Raw genomic sequence first — 14,666 nt, 5'->3', positions numbered from 1 at the left:
CAAAACGATGGATCGCCTGAGCGAACCGCGTTTCGACCGTTCCGGCCGGTTCGGATGGGCGGCTATAGCACGGCGCACAGGTGCGATTTCAAGCATTTCGTATCGACGAGCCAGGCAATGATGATGGAGGAGGCAGGATCGTGACGGCGGGACGCGCCTATCTCGACCACAACGCCACCACCCCGGTCCGACCGGAGGTGATGGATGCGGTCGCACATGCGCTTTCGCTGCCGGGCAATCCGTCCTCCGTCCATGGTGAGGGTCGGGCTGCGCGCGGCGCGCTGGAGCGGGCGCGCGAGCAGGTCGCAGCGCTCGTCGGGGCCAAGGCTTCGAATGTCGTGTTCACCAGCGGCGGCACCGAGGCCAATGTCACGGTGCTTTCGCCCAGCCTGATGGATTGCGATGGAGGCCGCGACTGCGTTCGTACGCCTGCTACGCTTTTGCTCCACAGCGCGAGCGAGCATGCCTGTGTACGCGACGGGCACCGTTTCCCGGCCGGGGCGGCCGAGGCGATCCCGGTCGACGGGAACGGTCTGCTCGATCTCGCCTGGCTCGACGAACGGCTCGCACGCTTCGTGGCGGATCACCCCGGCGCACGGGCGCTGGTCTCGATCCATCTCGCCAACAACGAAACCGGAGTCATCCAGCCGATCACCGAGGCGGCCGAGATCGTGCATCGCCATGGCGGCCTGCTGCACAGCGACGCCGTGCAGGCGGCCGGCAAGATCGCAATCGACATCATGGCGCTGGGCGCCGACGTGCTGACGCTCTCGGCGCATAAGATCGGCGGGCCGAAGGGCGTCGGCGCCATCATCTTCCGCACCGGCGCACTCGAACTCGCCGACAAGCCGATGCGCGGCGGCGGGCAGGAGCGCGGCTGGCGCGCCGGAACCGAAAACCTGCCGGGAATCATCGGCTTCGGCGCAGCGGCTGAAGTCGCGCGCAAGCTTCTGACTGATGAAGCGGAGCGGCTTGCACGCCTGCGTGACCGGCTGGAAGCAGGGCTGGCGGCTCTCTCGCCGGAGACGGCAATTTTCGGCCAGGCGGCACCGCGCCTGCCCAACACCAGCGCCTTCGCGACGCCGGGCCTCAAGGCCGAGACCGTGCTGATCAAGCTCGATCTGGCCGGGGCCGCGCTGTCCTCGGGTTCGGCCTGCTCTTCGGGCAAGGTCAAGCGCTCGCATGTGCTCGACGCAATGAAAATCGATCCCGCCATGAGCGCGGGGGCCTTGCGGGCCTCGCTCGGATGGACCACCTGCGAGGCGGATATCGATCTTTTCCTCGCGGCCTACGGCAAGCTCGTGGCCGCGGATACCGATCGGAACGCCCGGGCTGCCGCCTGAGCGTTCCGCAACACGAAGACTGAACCGGCGGGCCTTGAACCCGCGACAGGAGACTGAACATGGCAGCGGTCCAGGAGACCATCGATCAGGTCAAGTCGATCGACGTGACCGAGTACAAATACGGCTTCGTCACGGAGCTCGAGGTCGAGAAGCCGGCCAAGGGCCTCACCGAGGACACGGTCCGCTATATCTCGGCCCGCAAGAACGAGCCGGAATGGATGCTGGAGTGGCGGCTCGATGCCTTCCGCCGCTGGAAGACCATGACGGAGCCGGTCTGGTCGCGCGTGCAGTATCCGCCGATCGACTATCAGGACCTGTATTATTATGCGGCGCCGAAGAAGGGCGCTTCGCCGAAGTCCCTCGACGAGGTCGATCCGGCGATTCTCGACACCTACAAGAAGCTCGGCATTCCGCTGCGCGAGCAGGAAATCCTCGCCGGCGTCACGCCGGAGAACCGCGTCGCGGTCGATGCGGTGTTCGATTCCGTCTCGGTGGTGACGACCTTCAAGGAGGAGCTCGCCAAGGCGGGCGTGATCTTCTGCTCGATCTCGGAAGCGATCCAGGAGCATCCGGAGCTGGTGAAGAAGTACCTCGCGACCGTGGTCCCGGTGACGGACAACTACTTCGCCACGCTCAACAGCGCGGTCTTCACCGACGGGTCCTTCGTCTACATCCCCAAGGGCGTGCGCTGCCCGATGGAGCTCTCGACCTACTTCCGCATCAACGAGCAGAACACCGGCCAGTTCGAGCGCACGCTGATCATCGCCGACGAGGGCGCCTATGTCAGCTATCTCGAAGGCTGCACGGCGCCGAAGCGCGACGAGAACCAGCTCCACGCCGCCGTGGTCGAGCTGATCGCGCTCGACGATGCCGAGATCAAGTACTCGACCGTGCAGAACTGGTTCCCCGGCGATGCCGAGGGCAAGGGCGGCATCTACAATTTCGTGACCAAGCGCGGCGACTGCCGCGGCAAGCACGCGAAGATTTCGTGGACCCAGGTCGAGACCGGCTCGGCGATCACCTGGAAATACCCGTCCTGCATCCTGCGCGGCGACGGCTCGCGCGGCGAGTTCTACTCGATCGCGGTGTCGAACGGCATGCAGCAGGTCGATTCCGGCACCAAGATGATCCATCTCGGCAAGAACACGACCTCGAAGATCATCGCCAAGGGCATCGCCGCCGGCAAGTCGGACTCGACCTATCGCGGCCTGGTCTCGGCCCACCGCAAGGCGACCGGCGCGCGCAATTTCACCAACTGCGACTCGCTGCTGATCGGCGACCAGTGCGGCGCGCACACCATCCCCTATATCGAGGCCAAGACCGCGACCGCGATCTTCGAACACGAGGCCACGACCTCGAAGATCGGCGAGGACCAGCTCTTCTACTGCCAGCAGCGCGGCCTCTCCGAGGAGGAAGCGGTGGCGCTGATCGTCAACGGCTTCGTCAAGGAGGTGCTGCAGCAGCTCCCGATGGAGTTTGCCGTCGAGGCGCAGAAGCTGATCACGATCTCGCTGGAAGGCTCGGTCGGCTGAGACCCGTCATGGTCGGGCTTGTCCCGACCATCCACGTCTTTCTTTCGAATGCTCAAGTCGTGGATGCTCGGCACAGGGCCGAGCATGACGCGACAGAACACTGGACACGAACATGCTCGAAATCCGCAATCTGGTCGTCAAGATCGCCGACGAAGACAAGCAGATCATCAACGGCCTCAACCTCACCGTGAACGACGGCGAGGTCGCCGCCATCATGGGGCCGAACGGCTCCGGCAAGTCGACGCTCTCCTATGTCATCGCCGGCAAGGAGGACTATGAGGTTCTCGACGGCGAGATCCTGCTCAATGGCGAGAACGTGCTGGAAATGGAGGCCGATGCCCGCGCCGCCGCCGGCATCTTCCTCGCGTTCCAGTACCCGCTGGAGATCCCTGGCGTCGCCACCATGACTTTCCTGAAGGCGGCGATGAACGCCCAGCGCAAGGCGCGTGGGCAGGACGAGCTGCTGACGCCGGACTTCATCAAGCAGGTCAACGCCGCCGCCGACAAGCTCAGCATCGCCAGGGATATGCTGCGCCGGCCGCTCAATGTCGGCTTCTCGGGCGGTGAGAAGAAGCGCATGGAAATCCTTCAGATGGCTCTGCTTTCGCCGTCCATGTGCATCCTCGACGAGACCGATTCCGGCCTCGACATCGACGCGCTGCGCATCGTTGCCGAGGGCGTCAACGCGCTGCGCGACAAGAGCCGCGGCTTCCTCGTCATCACCCACTATCAGCGCCTGCTCGATCACATCGTGCCAGACACCGTCCACGTCATGTCGCAGGGCAAGATCGTGAGGACGGGCGGCAAGGAGCTGGCTCTGGAGCTCGAGAAGAGCGGCTATGCCTCCTATGGGGAGGCGGCGTAATGGCTATCGTCACCCCGCTGAAGACGGCGGCTGAGCAGCAGCTCATCCAGCAATATGCCGACAGCAAGGCCGAGCTGCCGGGTGGCCCGGCCGTGCGCAAGCTGCGCGAGGACGCCTTCGCCGGCTTCGAGGCCAAGGGCCTGCCGCATCGCCGGCTCGAATCCTGGCGCTATACCGATCTGCGCACGCTGCTGCGTGAGGCGCGTCCGCTCGCTGACAGCGCGGCTGCCACCGAGGCAGTGAAGGCACGGCTTGGCGAGCTGCAGCTCGACGGCCTGCGCCTCGTGCTGGTCGACGGCGCCTTCGCGCCGGAGCTGTCTACGCTCGACGCGATCCCCGAGGGCGTCTCGGTGCAGTCGCTCGCCGATGCGCTGGTCTCGCCGCGCGAGGACCTGACCCGCATCCTCGCCGGCCCCTCGGTCGGCAACGACGACACCGGCCTGATGCTCAACACCGCGCTGATGCGCGACGGTGTCTTCGTCGAGATCGCCGAGGGCGTCGAGCTCGAGCAGCCCGTCGTGATCGTCTCGCTGGTTTCGGGTGAGGAAGAGCAGGCGGTGTTCCATCGCTCGGTCGTGCTCGCCGGCAAGGGCGCCAAGGGCACGATCGTCGAGGTCAGCGAAGCGGCGGGCTCCGCCGCGCAGCAGATCAGTGGCGCCATCGTCTTCGAGACCGGCGACGAGAGCGAGATCCAGCATATCCGCCTCGTCACGCGGCAGGCTGCCGCGAGCGTGCAGGTGCAGAGCCTGCTGGCTACGGTTGGCGCCCACGCCAAGTTCGACTCCTTCGCGCTCGTCGCCAAGGCGGGCACGCTGCGTCAGCAGCATTTCATTCGCTTCGCCGGCGAGCACAGCGAGATCGGCCTGCGCGGCGTCAACCTGCTCGGCGGCTCGGAGCATTCGGACGTCACGCTGATCGTCGATCATGAGGTGCCGCACGGCACGAGCCGCGAGCTGTTCAAGACGATCGCTGGCGGCGAGGCTTCCGGCGTCTTCCAGGGCAAGGTCATCGTGCGCCCGCATGCGCAGAAGACCGATGGCAGCATGAAGAGCAACGCGCTGCTGCTGAACGACGGCGCCGCGATGTTCAACAAGCCGGAGCTCGAGATCTTCGCCGACGACGTCGTCTGCGGCCACGGCGCCACCGTCGCGCAGATCGACGGCGACCAGCTCTTCTACCTGATGGCGCGCGGCCTGCCGCGGCCGCAGGCCGAGGCGCTGGTGCTGCAGGCCTTCGCTGGCGAGGTGGCCGAGTTCATCGCCGACGAGACCGTGCGCGATCTGGTGATGGCCGAGGTCGAGGCCTGGCTTCAGGCCCGCGAGGCCGCTTCCGAGGTGAGCACCGTCTGATGCCCTACATCAATCTCCAGATCACCAAGGGCGCGACGCGCGAGCAGAAGGCGCAGATCGTCAAGGAGTTCACCGAGACGCTGGTGCGCGTGCTCGGCAAGAACCCGCAGAATACCCATATTGTGATCCAGGAGATCGAGCGAGAGCATTGGGGGCATGCCGGCGCGCTCGTCGCCGACCGGCAGCCCGGTACCGGAAAGGCGTGAGGATGAACGCGGTCACCGGCCAGCCCGTGCTGAAGCCCTATGACGTCGAGACCGTCAGGCGGGATTTCCCGATCCTGTCGCGCGAGGTCTATGGCAAGCCGCTCGTCTATCTCGACAACGCTGCCTCGGCGCAGAAGCCCGAGGTGGTGATCGAGGCGATGACGAAGCTGATGCGCGAGGACTATTCCAACGTCCATCGCGGCCTGCACTATCTCGCGAACGCTTCGACCGAAGCCTATGAGGCGGCACGCGAAAGTGCGCGCCGCTTCCTCAATGCCAAGCATCTCGAAGAAATCATCTTCACGCGCTCCTCGACCGGGGCGTTGAACACGGTCGCTTCCTCGCTCGGGCGCCACCTGAACATCGGCGAGGGCGACGAGATCCTCGTCTCGATCCTCGAGCATCACTCGAACATCGTGCCCTGGCATTACTGGCGCGAGCGCCATGGCGCCGTGCTGAAATGGGCGCCGATCGACGAGGACGGCAACTTCCTCATCGAGGAATTCGAGAAGCTGATCTCGCCGCGGACCAAGGTGGTGTCGCTGACGCATATGTCGAACGCGACCGGCACCATCGTTCCGATAGCCGAAGTGGCGAAGGTCTGCCGGGCCCATGGCATCCCGCTCGTCGTCGACGGCAGCCAGGGCGCGGTGCATCTGCCGGTCGACGTGCAGGCGCTGGGTTGCGATTTCTACGCCTTCACCGGCCACAAGACCTATGGGCCGACCGGCTCCGGTATCCTCTGGGGCCGCAAGGAGTGGCTCGACAAGCTGCCGCCCTATGAAGGCGGCGGCGAGATGATCGTCACCGTGACCGAGGATACGGTGACCTATAACGACCCGCCGCATCGCTTCGAGGCCGGCACGCCGGCGATCGTCGAGGCTGTCGGGCTCGGCGCCGCGCTCGACTACATGATGGCGCTCGGCCGCGAGAACATCGCGGCGCATGAAGCCAAGCTCGGCGCCTATGCGATGGAACGTCTCGGCGAGATGAACTCCATCCGCATCTTCGGCAAGGCGAAGGAGAAGGGCGCGATCGTCGCCTTCGATCTGAAGGGCGCCCATGCCCATGACGTCGCGACGGTGATCGACCGCGCTGGTGTCGCAGTTCGGGCCGGCACCCATTGCGCCATGCCGCTTTTGGCACGATATGGGGTGACATCGACCTGCCGTGCCTCCTTCGGCCTCTACAATACGCTGGAAGAGGTCGACAAGCTGGTGGAAGCCCTGCGGAAGGCCGAAAGCCTGTTCGCGTAAAGCATTTTCGAGCGAAGTGGATACCGGTTCGCGTGAAGAAAATGCGATAAGATAATGAATTGGAGCATTTCGCGCTTTGAAGAAGCGCCGAATGCTCCAACAATCGAGGATCAAGAGCCTTGGCCACCTCCGAGCCCATCGCGTTGAAGGAAGACGGCTTCAAGCCGAACGAGCCGCAGGTCGGCTCCGGTTCGTCGCTTCCGCCCGAGGAGATCGATCGCCTGACCGACGACATCGTCGCGGCGCTGAAGACGGTCTATGACCCCGAGATCCCGGCCGACATCTACGAGCTCGGCCTGATCTATCGCGTCGATATCGCCGATGACCGTCAGGTCACCATCGACATGACGCTGACCGCGCCGGGCTGCCCCGTCGCCGGCGAGATGCCGGGCTGGGTCGAGAACGCCGTCAGCACGGTGCAGGGCATCGCCGGCGTGACGGTCAACATGACCTTCGATCCGCCCTGGGATCAGTCGCGCATGTCCGACGAGGCGCGTGTCGCCCTCGACATGTGGTGACGGGCGGCGCCATCCGTCATTGCGAGCGAAGCGAAGCAATCCAGGGGGACTTGGTGGAACGTCTCACCCAGTCCCCCTGGATTGCTTCGTCGCTTCGCTCCTCGCAATGACGGCAGGGCAGACGGCGCGTTGATGAAACACATCTCATTGCTTCATTGGCGCTGAACACGCTTCGCTGGCAGGAATAGGCGCCACCCATCTGTGGAGCCTGCCATGCCCAGCTATCCCTACGAAACCGTCGACGTCTTTACCGACAAGCCCTTCGGCGGCAATCCGCTCGCCGTCTTCACCGATGCGCGCGGTCTCTCCGATGCCCAGATGCAGGCGCTGGCGGCGGAGATGAACTACAGCGAGACGACCTTCGTCCTGCCGCCGGATGATCCGGCCAACGACGCACGCGTCCGCATCTTCCATCGCACGGCCGAGATGCCCTTCGCCGGTCACCCCAATGTCGGCACCGCCTGCGTGCTGGCGCGCCATGGGCGGGATCGCAACGGCGTGCTGCGCTTCGAGCAGATGGCCGGCCTCGTCGAGATCGCGGTGGAGCGGAATGCGGCAGGCGCAGTGACGGGCGCCGTCATCGCCGCACCGCAGGCGCTCTCGCTCGACATCGAATTGCCGGCGGAAGGCATCGCCGCCTGCGCCGGGCTACAGCCTGGCGATATCGTCACGGCCGCGCACAAACCAGTCCAGGCCTCGCTCGGCGTCAAGTTCGTGCTGGCGCAGGTCGCCTCAGGCGCGCTGGCTGGCGCGGCGCCGGACCTCCCTGCGTTCCGCAGGCTGGAAAACCAGCATGCCGAGCTGCAAGGGCGGCTCTCGCTGTTCCTTTATGCGCGTGACGGCAACACGATCCGCGCACGGATGTTTGCGCCGCTGGCCGGCACCTGGGAAGACCCCGCGACCGGAAGCGCCAGCGCAACGCTTGGCGCTTTGCTGCTCTCGCTCGATGGCGGCGACGAGGCGGCCTATACGATCACCCAGGGCGTCGAGATGGGTCGGCCGAGCCTGCTGAATGTCACCTCGCGCCGGGCTGCGGATGGCTACCGCTCCCGCGTCGGCGGTGCCTGCGCGCCGATGTTCCGCGGCGAGGCGCTGCTTTAGAATCTGCCCACCCTTGCGCCCACGTCATTCCGGACAAGCCGCGATAGCGGCGCCGATCCGGAATCCATCATCAAGCTCGGAATGACGAGTTCGTTTCCAGCGACGGCGTGCTGGTTAGAGCCTTTTCCGATCAGTCTGACCCGTCATTGCGAGCGCAGCGAAGCAATCCAGGGGGATGTAGAGTTCTGCCGCCCCTGGATTGCTTCGTCGCTTCGCTCCTCGCAATGACGGCTTCTGTGACCCAACCTGATCGGAAAACGCTCTAGCCGAGCCCGAGCTCGACGCGCACCCGCCTCGTCAGCCCGGCGGCGACGAGGCGGTGGCTCTCGCGCAGATAGTCCTGCAAGGCATCATCCGGCATGCTCTCGTCGGTGAGCCACTGGATCCACTTCATGCCGCGCGAAGCGAGATAGGGCGCGGGCCTGAGACCCGGCTGCTCGCTCAGGATGTCGAAGGCGAGGGCTGAGCATTTGAAGCTCACGGCCATCTCGCCATCCTCCTGCTGCCGGGCGATGGCGAAGACCTTCTCGCCGACCTTCCAGACATCGGCCCCGCCCCATTGCACGACATGGCTCGTTGCCGGCAGCGAGGCGCAGAAGGCGTTGTAGGCCTGGGGGGACATGGCGGCTCAGTAGCTCTCGGCGTCGATGCCGTGGCGGGCCGCAGCGGCCTTGATCTGCGACCAGGTCTCGTCGTCGAGAGGAATGCCGGTGGCGCCGCGCTCGGCCCGGACCTTGCGCTCTTTGTCGCCGGGCGCCAGCACCGGATTGGCCGGATCCTGCGGCTTCGCCGCACGCACGAAGGCGAGATAGCTTTCGGTGCGGCTCTTGCGCAGCTCCTCGTTGGGCTCCAGCCGGGCGGGATCGATGATCACGCCGAAGAGCGAGTTGATGATCCAGCTCTTCTGCGGCTTCTCGTCGATGCGGGCGGCGCCCATCAGCCCGGCCGAAAGCAGCTCGGCGATCAGCGAGAGGCCGGCACCCTTGTGGTCGCCGAAGGGCAGCAGCGCTCCCAGCGGATGATCCGGGCTTGCGAAGACATGGGCCGGATCGGTGGTCGGCCGGCCTTCGCCATCGATGATGTAGCCGGGCGGCACCTGCTCGCCCTTGTTGAGGGCGACGCGGGCCTTGCCATGGGCCATGCGGCTCGTGGCGAAATCGAGAATGAGCGGCTCGCCGCCGGGGACGGGGATACCGATGGCGTGCGGATTGGTGCCGAAGCGCGCCTCCTTGGCGGCATAGGGCGCGACGATCGGCGGCCGGCCGGCGACATTGACCCAGAAGAACGAGATCAGTCCGGCGGCGGCAGCGACTTCGGCATAGTGGCCGATCCGGCCGATATGATGCGAATCGAGCAGGTTGACGATGGCGACGCCGCCGGTCTTGGCCATCGCGACGGCGCGGTCGACGGCGTTGCGCGCATTCGGCTGGCCGAGCGCGATGGCCCCGTCGATGATCAGGAAGGGCGCGGCGTCGACCCGGGCCTGCGGCTGCGATTTCGGGCTGAGATTGCCGTCGGCCAGCGACTGGAAATAGAGCGGGATCATGCCGACCCCGTGGCTGTCATGGCCGCTGAGATTGGCGAGCACAAGATGGTCGGCGGTCTCGCGAGCCTCCGCTTCCGTCCAGCCGGCCTTCACCACCATGTCGTGGACGAGGGCGCGCAGCGATTCGGGACGGTGCAGGCGATGAGACATGGTTCTTCCGGGAGTTGGGCGGATAGGCAGGACGATGCCGCCAGAGTGCATGCCCCGGCCCGATGCGCAATGCATCTGGCGATGGGTGCGGGACCGGGGATTGCATGGCAAGCCGCGTCCATCTCGACGCGAGGCGTCGCGATCCCTATGTTAGAGCGACAATCTTGCTTCACCGGGCCTTGAACTCGGTCGAGGAGGGACGAGGAATGTTTTCGATACCGGGCCTCAAGGTCATCTCGCTGACCGACGCCGCGGCCACCCGCATCCGTGAGATCATGGCGCAGTCGGCTGGCGGCGATGCGCCGGCGCTCGGCCTGCGCGTCGGCGTCAAGAAGGGTGGCTGCGCCGGAATGGAGTACACCTTCGAGATCGCCCGGGCGGTCAACAAGGGCGACGAGGTCGTGACCGAGAAGGATGCGTCCGTGATCGTCGACGCCAAGGCGGTGCTGTTCCTGCTGGGCACCGAGCTCGACTTCAGGACGGACCGCTTCTCCTCGACCTTCGTCTTCAACAATCCCAATCAGGTCTCCGCCTGCGGCTGCGGCGAGTCGGTCGAGATCAAGCCGCGCGCCGACGTTACGGCTGCCGCTTCCTGAGGGAGGCGATCCAGGCCTCCGCTCGACGACAGGCTCCCCCGTCATTGCGAGGAGCGAAGCGACGAAGCAATCCAGGGGCCGCAGAGCTCTACGTCCCCCTGGATTGCTTCGCTGCGCTCGCAATGACGGGGGTACGGGCGTCCGGCGTCTGCCGACGTCAAGCCACGCGGCTCGTCGTCTCCAGCACGTCCTCGGTGACGGTGCGGTTGCGGCCGTCGCGCTTGGCCTGCATCAGCGCCTGATCGGCCCGGTCGACCAGCGAGCCGGCGGTGTCTCCGCGGCGGTAGCTCGACACGCCGAGCGAAATGGTGATGCGGCCCAGATTCTCGTTGGTCGAGCGCTTGATCAGCTCGCGGGTCAGCAATGCCTGCCGCACGGTCTCGGCGCCGAACTTGCCGGCGATCAGGTCGGCCTCCGGCAGGATGATGGCGAATTCCTCGCCGCCGAAACGGCTGATGACCGCCTTTTCCTTGAACTTGTCCTTCATCGTGCGGGCGACCAGGCGCAGCACCTGATCGCCGGTGAGATGGCCATGGGCGTCGTTGAAGCGCTTGAAGAAGTCGATGTCGGCCATCACCAGCGCGAAGGGCTCGCGCCGCAGCGTCGCCTGGTCGATCGACTTCTGCAGCATCTCCTCGAAATGGCGGCGATTGGCGAGCCCGGTCAGCGGGTCGGTCAAGGCTTCGGCGCGGGTCGATTCCAGCGCCTCGCGGAGGTTGCGGATCTCGTTGGAGCTGTTGCGCAGCTCGGCTTCAAGCTGGGCCTTGCGCGTCACTTCCTCGCGGGTCGAGAGCACGAGCGCCTCGACCCATTCGCGCAGTTTCTGCCGATCCGTCATCGGCGGCACGTCTTCCGACATCGCCGTCAGGCGGCCGTGATACAGCTCGCTAGATCCCAGCGCCTTGTCGACCAGCTCCATCATGGCGTCGATCTCGCCGAGGACCTGGAGGCTGGTGCGCTCGGCCTGGCGGGAAAAGCGTTCCGTGCTGATGAAACGCTCGTAGAGGCTGTCGATATCGGCTGCGGTGACCTGGCCTTCATTGCCGGCGATGATGGCGTTCATCGCCATGCTGACGGCCGGCATCTCGCCGCTCAGATGCGCGTACCAGACCTCGAAGGCGCGGGGATAGCTCGGCGAACCGTGATGCCGCATCGCGGCGACGACGCGCTCGGCCAGATCGTTGGTGCGGGCGGAAACCGAAGCTTCGTCGTCCATGCCTTCGCCATTCCGGTATGAAGCCGGGTCGTGGCTTTCGGCCACGTCAGCTTCGATTGATCCAATCGAAGCGGGACATCCTGTCCGTCTATACGGCGGCATGCGCCCGTCCGCCGCTGCGATGTTCCCGCAGCAGCGACGATCAATCTAGTCAGACGACGTTAAAATCGGGTTGATGACGCAAGGTTATCCGACGCGGGCAGGGCGCAGCAGAAAGGCCGGCACGTGATCGCCCAGCCCCTTGACCTGCGGCCCGTCATCCTCGTCCCGCGCACGCGCATTGCGGCCGCGCCGAGCATCGTCCTGGCGAGCAGCGGCAGGCGCTGCCGCCACCTCGGGACCCGGCCTGACGGGCGGGCGACGTCCCGCATGGCGCGGGCTCTCCTCCGCCTTCTCGGCGGCATGCGAGCGGGAGGATTCGGTTTCGGCTCGCGCACCGCGCTCGGGGCGCCCACGGCCACGGCCGCGCTTGTCGTCGCGGCGGCCCTTGCGGTCCTCGCGCGGCTCGCCGGGCGGCAGATCGGCGATGCCGCCGCCCTCGAAGGCGATGGTCTGGCCGGTCAGCTTCTCGATCGCGGCGACGAGCTTATCGTCGTGGCGGGTGACGATGGTGAAGGAGGCACCTTCGCGCCCGGCGCGGCCGGTGCGGCCGATGCGGTGGACATAGTCCTCGGCATGGGTCGGCACGTCGAAGTTGAAGACGTGGCTGACCGCCGGGATGTCGAGACCGCGGGCCGCGACGTCGGAGGCGACGAGGATCGGGTTCTCGCCGGTGCGGAAGGATTCCAGCGCCGCCATGCGGGCGTACTGGTCCATGTCTCCATGCAGGGCGACCGCCGGAAAGCCGTGGCGCAGCAGCGACTTGTGCAGCGTCGCGACATCGCGCTTGCGGTTGCAGAAGACGATGGCGTTCTGCAGATCGGTCGCGCCCTTGATCAGCCGGCGCAGCGTCTCGCGCTTCTCGAAGTCCTGGGAGTTCGAGGCGATCAGCCGCTGGGTAATCGTGGTGGCGGCGGTCGCAGGCCGTGAGACCTCGACGCGGACCGGGTTGTGCAGGAACTGCTCGGAGATGCGGGTGATCTCCGGCGGCATGGTCGCGGTGAAGAACAGCGTCTGCCGGGTGAAGGGCACAAGCTTGCAGATGCGCTCGATGTCGGGGATGAAGCCCATATCGAGCATGCGATCGGCCTCGTCGATGACGAGGAGCTCGACGCCGGTGAGCAGCAGCTTGCCGCGCTCGACATGATCGAGCAGGCGGCCGGGCGTTGCGATCAGCACGTCGACGCCGCGCGTGATCTTGGCGTCCTGATCGCCGAAGGAGACGCCGCCGATCAGCAGCGCGACCGAGAGCTTCTGGTTGACGCCGTAGCGGGTGAAGTTCTCCTCGACCTGCGCGGCGAGCTCGCGCGTCGGCTCGAGGATCAGCGTGCGCGGCATCCGGGCGCGGGCGCGGCCGCTTTCCAGGATGGTGAGCATCGGCAGGGTGAAGGCTGCGGTCTTGCCGGTGCCGGTCTGGGCGATGCCCAGAACATCCTTGCGGGCAAGAACATGTGGAATGGCCTGGGCCTGGATGGGGGTCGGCGTGCTATAGCCCGCGGCCGTGACGGCCGTCAGAACCTTTTCGCTCAAGCCGAGTTCGGCAAATGACATCGCGTTTGGCGCTTCTTCAGGGTCGGTGAAACGCGGTGGGATGACCTGCTCAACCACCGCGTTGGCGCGACAACACTTCCTGCGCGCCTTCGGACACGTGTGGAATGCAAAGAAAACGCGGCAAAGTCAATCATCTAGCCTTGAAAGGACTGCGATAGCCCCATGAAGGAGCCGCTTATTCTCGTTCCCGGGTTGAGTTGCAACGCTGCGCTCTATGCTCCGCAGTGGCCTGCGCTCGCCGATGGTCGCCCGATCCTGGTCGCCGAGCACAGCCTGGACGATACGCTTTCAGGCATCGTGCAGCGCCTTCTGGCGGCGGCGCCGGCCCGCTTCGCCCTCTGCGGCCTGTCGATGGGCGGCTATGTCGCTTTCGAGGTCCTGCGGCAGGCCCCGGAGCGCGTGACGCGCCTTGCCTTGCTCGACACCAGCGTCAAGCCTGCCACGCCGGAAACCAATGTACCGCGCGAGCAGATGATCGCGCTGGCGGAGAAGGGCGCCTTCGACAACGTCACGACCCTGCTCTGGCAGAAGCTGGTCGCGCCGGCGCGGCTCACCGACGAGCCTTTGCGGCTCCTCGTGCGGCAGATGGCGGAGGATGTCGGGGCGGACGGTTTCATTCGCCAGCAGCGGGCGATCATGCGCCGGCCGGATTCGCGGCCGACGCTGGCCGGCTCAACCTGTCCGGTGCTGGTCCTCGTCGGCGAGGAGGACGAGATCACGCCGCTTGCCGAGGCCCGCGAAATGGCCGGGTTGGTCGGCGCGCGCGGGCGGCTGGCCATTATTCCGGGCAGCGGGCATCTCTCGACGCTGGAGGCACCAGAACGGGTGACGGCGGAGCTGGCGCGCTGGCTGGCTTGACAGGCTCTCAAAGCGACAGGATCGCCGGAACCGTCATTGCGAGGAGCGTAGCGACGAAGCAATCCAGGGGGACTGGGTGAGACGTTCTGCCCAGTCCCCCTGGATTGCTTCGCTGCGCTCGCAATGACGGTTGTGCCCGTTCGCGGCGTGGAGAGATCAGCGGGGCAGGGCGCAGGGGTCGAGGCGGGTGTCGTTGGCCGCCTTGGTGATCGAGCCTGTGGTCAGCGGATCGACCGGCTGCCGCTTGGAGGCGGCGAGGCTGACGGCCGCCATGCGCTCCTTGTCCATCGGCACGGTGCGGCTCGACATGAAGTTGGCGGCGATCACCGACAGGAAGGCGATGGCCGCGCCGGCCTTGGCGACATCGGCGACCACCGTGCCGCGGTTGTTCTTCCAGAACAGTTCGATCAGGCGCATGGCGCACTCTCCGCGTCTCGTGACCTCACGAGCACTGCAGACGACCTTACGGAACAGCCGTAA

15 protein-coding genes are annotated in these 14,666 nt (G+C 66.1%); 10 read left to right on the top strand and 5 right to left on the bottom strand.

The window, feature by feature from the left end; translation table 11 throughout:
- Nucleotides 1–137: 137 nt before the first annotated feature.
- The 8 genes from FQV39_RS04120 to FQV39_RS04085 all read left to right on the top strand — a co-directional run bounded on the left by FQV39_RS04120 (nucleotide 138) and on the right by FQV39_RS04085 (nucleotide 8,170).
- Nucleotides 138–1,343 (top strand): cysteine desulfurase family protein, encoded by a 1,206-nt coding sequence (locus FQV39_RS04120; protein ID WP_149133646.1) that lies wholly within the window; start codon nucleotides 138–140, stop codon nucleotides 1,341–1,343.
- 59 nt (nucleotides 1,344–1,402) lie between these two features.
- Entirely contained in the window at nucleotides 1,403–2,875 is a 1,473-nt protein-coding gene (sufB, locus tag FQV39_RS04115; RefSeq protein WP_149129146.1) for a Fe-S cluster assembly protein SufB, read from the top strand.
- A 112-nt stretch (nucleotides 2,876–2,987) separates the two neighbouring features.
- Complete coding sequence (gene sufC, locus FQV39_RS04110) at nucleotides 2,988–3,740, top strand: Fe-S cluster assembly ATPase SufC (RefSeq protein WP_149129145.1); 753 nt, start codon at nucleotides 2,988–2,990, stop codon at nucleotides 3,738–3,740.
- Nucleotides 3,740–5,089: a Fe-S cluster assembly protein SufD gene (sufD, locus tag FQV39_RS04105; protein ID WP_149129144.1), complete on the top strand. Its 1,350-nt coding sequence runs from the start codon at nucleotides 3,740–3,742 to the stop codon at nucleotides 5,087–5,089. Before sufC ends, sufD begins: the two co-directional genes overlap by 1 nt.
- Nucleotides 5,089–5,295, top strand: a complete 207-nt coding sequence (locus FQV39_RS04100; protein ID WP_149129143.1) for a tautomerase family protein — start codon at nucleotides 5,089–5,091, stop codon at nucleotides 5,293–5,295. Before sufD ends, FQV39_RS04100 begins: the two co-directional genes overlap by 1 nt.
- Before the next feature lie 2 nt (nucleotides 5,296–5,297).
- Complete coding sequence (locus tag FQV39_RS04095; RefSeq protein WP_149129142.1) at nucleotides 5,298–6,551, top strand: aminotransferase class V-fold PLP-dependent enzyme; 1,254 nt, start codon at nucleotides 5,298–5,300, stop codon at nucleotides 6,549–6,551.
- A gap of 212 nt (nucleotides 6,552–6,763) precedes the next feature.
- Nucleotides 6,764–7,069: an SUF system Fe-S cluster assembly protein gene (locus FQV39_RS04090; protein WP_472840671.1), complete on the top strand. Its 306-nt coding sequence runs from the start codon at nucleotides 6,764–6,766 to the stop codon at nucleotides 7,067–7,069.
- 213 nt (nucleotides 7,070–7,282) lie between these two features.
- Complete coding sequence (locus FQV39_RS04085) at nucleotides 7,283–8,170, top strand: PhzF family phenazine biosynthesis protein (RefSeq protein ID WP_149129141.1); 888 nt, start codon at nucleotides 7,283–7,285, stop codon at nucleotides 8,168–8,170.
- Nucleotides 8,171–8,432: 262 nt separating this feature from the next.
- Here FQV39_RS04085 and FQV39_RS04080 read toward each other — a convergent pair whose 3' ends face one another.
- Together FQV39_RS04080 and FQV39_RS04075 are read right to left on the bottom strand one after the other, a co-directional pair.
- On the bottom strand, nucleotides 8,433–8,792 hold the full coding sequence (locus FQV39_RS04080; RefSeq protein WP_149129140.1) for an MmcQ/YjbR family DNA-binding protein: 360 nt from the start codon (nucleotides 8,790–8,792) through the stop codon (nucleotides 8,433–8,435).
- Nucleotides 8,793–8,798: 6 nt separating this feature from the next.
- Nucleotides 8,799–9,866, bottom strand: a complete 1,068-nt coding sequence (locus FQV39_RS04075; RefSeq protein WP_187640159.1) for a malate/lactate/ureidoglycolate dehydrogenase — start codon at nucleotides 9,864–9,866, stop codon at nucleotides 8,799–8,801.
- Between the two features lie 206 nt (nucleotides 9,867–10,072).
- Here FQV39_RS04075 and FQV39_RS04070 point away from each other — a divergent pair, with 206 nt between their 5' ends.
- Entirely contained in the window at nucleotides 10,073–10,462 is a 390-nt protein-coding gene (locus FQV39_RS04070) for a HesB/IscA family protein (RefSeq protein WP_149129138.1), read from the top strand.
- A 157-nt stretch (nucleotides 10,463–10,619) separates the two neighbouring features.
- On the opposite strand, the gene FQV39_RS04065 is transcribed toward FQV39_RS04070, so the two are convergent.
- Together FQV39_RS04065 and FQV39_RS04060 are read right to left on the bottom strand one after the other, a co-directional pair.
- Nucleotides 10,620–11,678, bottom strand: a complete 1,059-nt coding sequence (locus tag FQV39_RS04065) for a GGDEF domain-containing protein (protein WP_149129137.1) — start codon at nucleotides 11,676–11,678, stop codon at nucleotides 10,620–10,622.
- Nucleotides 11,679–11,864: 186 nt separating this feature from the next.
- Complete coding sequence (locus tag FQV39_RS04060) at nucleotides 11,865–13,328, bottom strand: DEAD/DEAH box helicase (RefSeq protein ID WP_149129136.1); 1,464 nt, start codon at nucleotides 13,326–13,328, stop codon at nucleotides 11,865–11,867.
- Between the two features lie 162 nt (nucleotides 13,329–13,490).
- Between FQV39_RS04060 and FQV39_RS04055 the strand changes: the two genes are divergently transcribed.
- The gene (locus tag FQV39_RS04055; RefSeq protein WP_149129135.1) at nucleotides 13,491–14,186 is read left to right on the top strand and encodes an alpha/beta fold hydrolase; all 696 of its coding nucleotides are present in this window, start codon (nucleotides 13,491–13,493) and stop codon (nucleotides 14,184–14,186) included.
- A 156-nt stretch (nucleotides 14,187–14,342) separates the two neighbouring features.
- Here the strand turns inward: FQV39_RS04055 and FQV39_RS04050 are convergent, their stop codons facing one another.
- The gene (locus FQV39_RS04050; protein ID WP_149129134.1) at nucleotides 14,343–14,603 is read right to left on the bottom strand and encodes a hypothetical protein; all 261 of its coding nucleotides are present in this window, start codon (nucleotides 14,601–14,603) and stop codon (nucleotides 14,343–14,345) included.
- Between the last annotated feature and the right edge of the window lie 63 nt (nucleotides 14,604–14,666).

It is taken from the genome of Bosea sp. F3-2 (assembly GCF_008253865.1).
Lineage (GTDB): Bacteria > Pseudomonadota > Alphaproteobacteria > Rhizobiales > Beijerinckiaceae > Allobosea.
This window is presented reverse-complemented; position numbering and strand designations above follow the sequence as displayed.

Bases quoted from the DNA above. Each gene is read 5' to 3' on its own strand.
- sufB (WP_149129146.1), top strand. From the start codon at position 1,403: ATGGCAGCGGTCCAGGAGACCATCGATCAGGTCAAGTCGATCGACGTG.
- sufC (WP_149129145.1), top strand. From the start codon at position 2,988: ATGCTCGAAATCCGCAATCTGGTCGTCAAGATCGCCGACGAAGACAAG.
- sufD (WP_149129144.1), top strand. From the start codon at position 3,740: ATGGCTATCGTCACCCCGCTGAAGACGGCGGCTGAGCAGCAGCTCATC.
- FQV39_RS04100 (WP_149129143.1), top strand. From the start codon at position 5,089: ATGCCCTACATCAATCTCCAGATCACCAAGGGCGCGACGCGCGAGCAG.
- FQV39_RS04095 (WP_149129142.1), top strand. From the start codon at position 5,298: ATGAACGCGGTCACCGGCCAGCCCGTGCTGAAGCCCTATGACGTCGAG.
- FQV39_RS04085 (WP_149129141.1), top strand. From the start codon at position 7,283: ATGCCCAGCTATCCCTACGAAACCGTCGACGTCTTTACCGACAAGCCC.
- FQV39_RS04080 (WP_149129140.1), bottom strand. From the start codon at position 8,792: ATGTCCCCCCAGGCCTACAACGCCTTCTGCGCCTCGCTGCCGGCAACG.
- FQV39_RS04075 (WP_187640159.1), bottom strand. From the start codon at position 9,866: ATGTCTCATCGCCTGCACCGTCCCGAATCGCTGCGCGCCCTCGTCCAC.
- FQV39_RS04070 (WP_149129138.1), top strand. From the start codon at position 10,073: ATGTTTTCGATACCGGGCCTCAAGGTCATCTCGCTGACCGACGCCGCG.
- FQV39_RS04065 (WP_149129137.1), bottom strand. From the start codon at position 11,678: ATGGACGACGAAGCTTCGGTTTCCGCCCGCACCAACGATCTGGCCGAG.
- FQV39_RS04060 (WP_149129136.1), bottom strand. From the start codon at position 13,328: ATGTCATTTGCCGAACTCGGCTTGAGCGAAAAGGTTCTGACGGCCGTC.
- FQV39_RS04055 (WP_149129135.1), top strand. From the start codon at position 13,491: ATGAAGGAGCCGCTTATTCTCGTTCCCGGGTTGAGTTGCAACGCTGCG.
- FQV39_RS04050 (WP_149129134.1), bottom strand. From the start codon at position 14,603: ATGCGCCTGATCGAACTGTTCTGGAAGAACAACCGCGGCACGGTGGTC.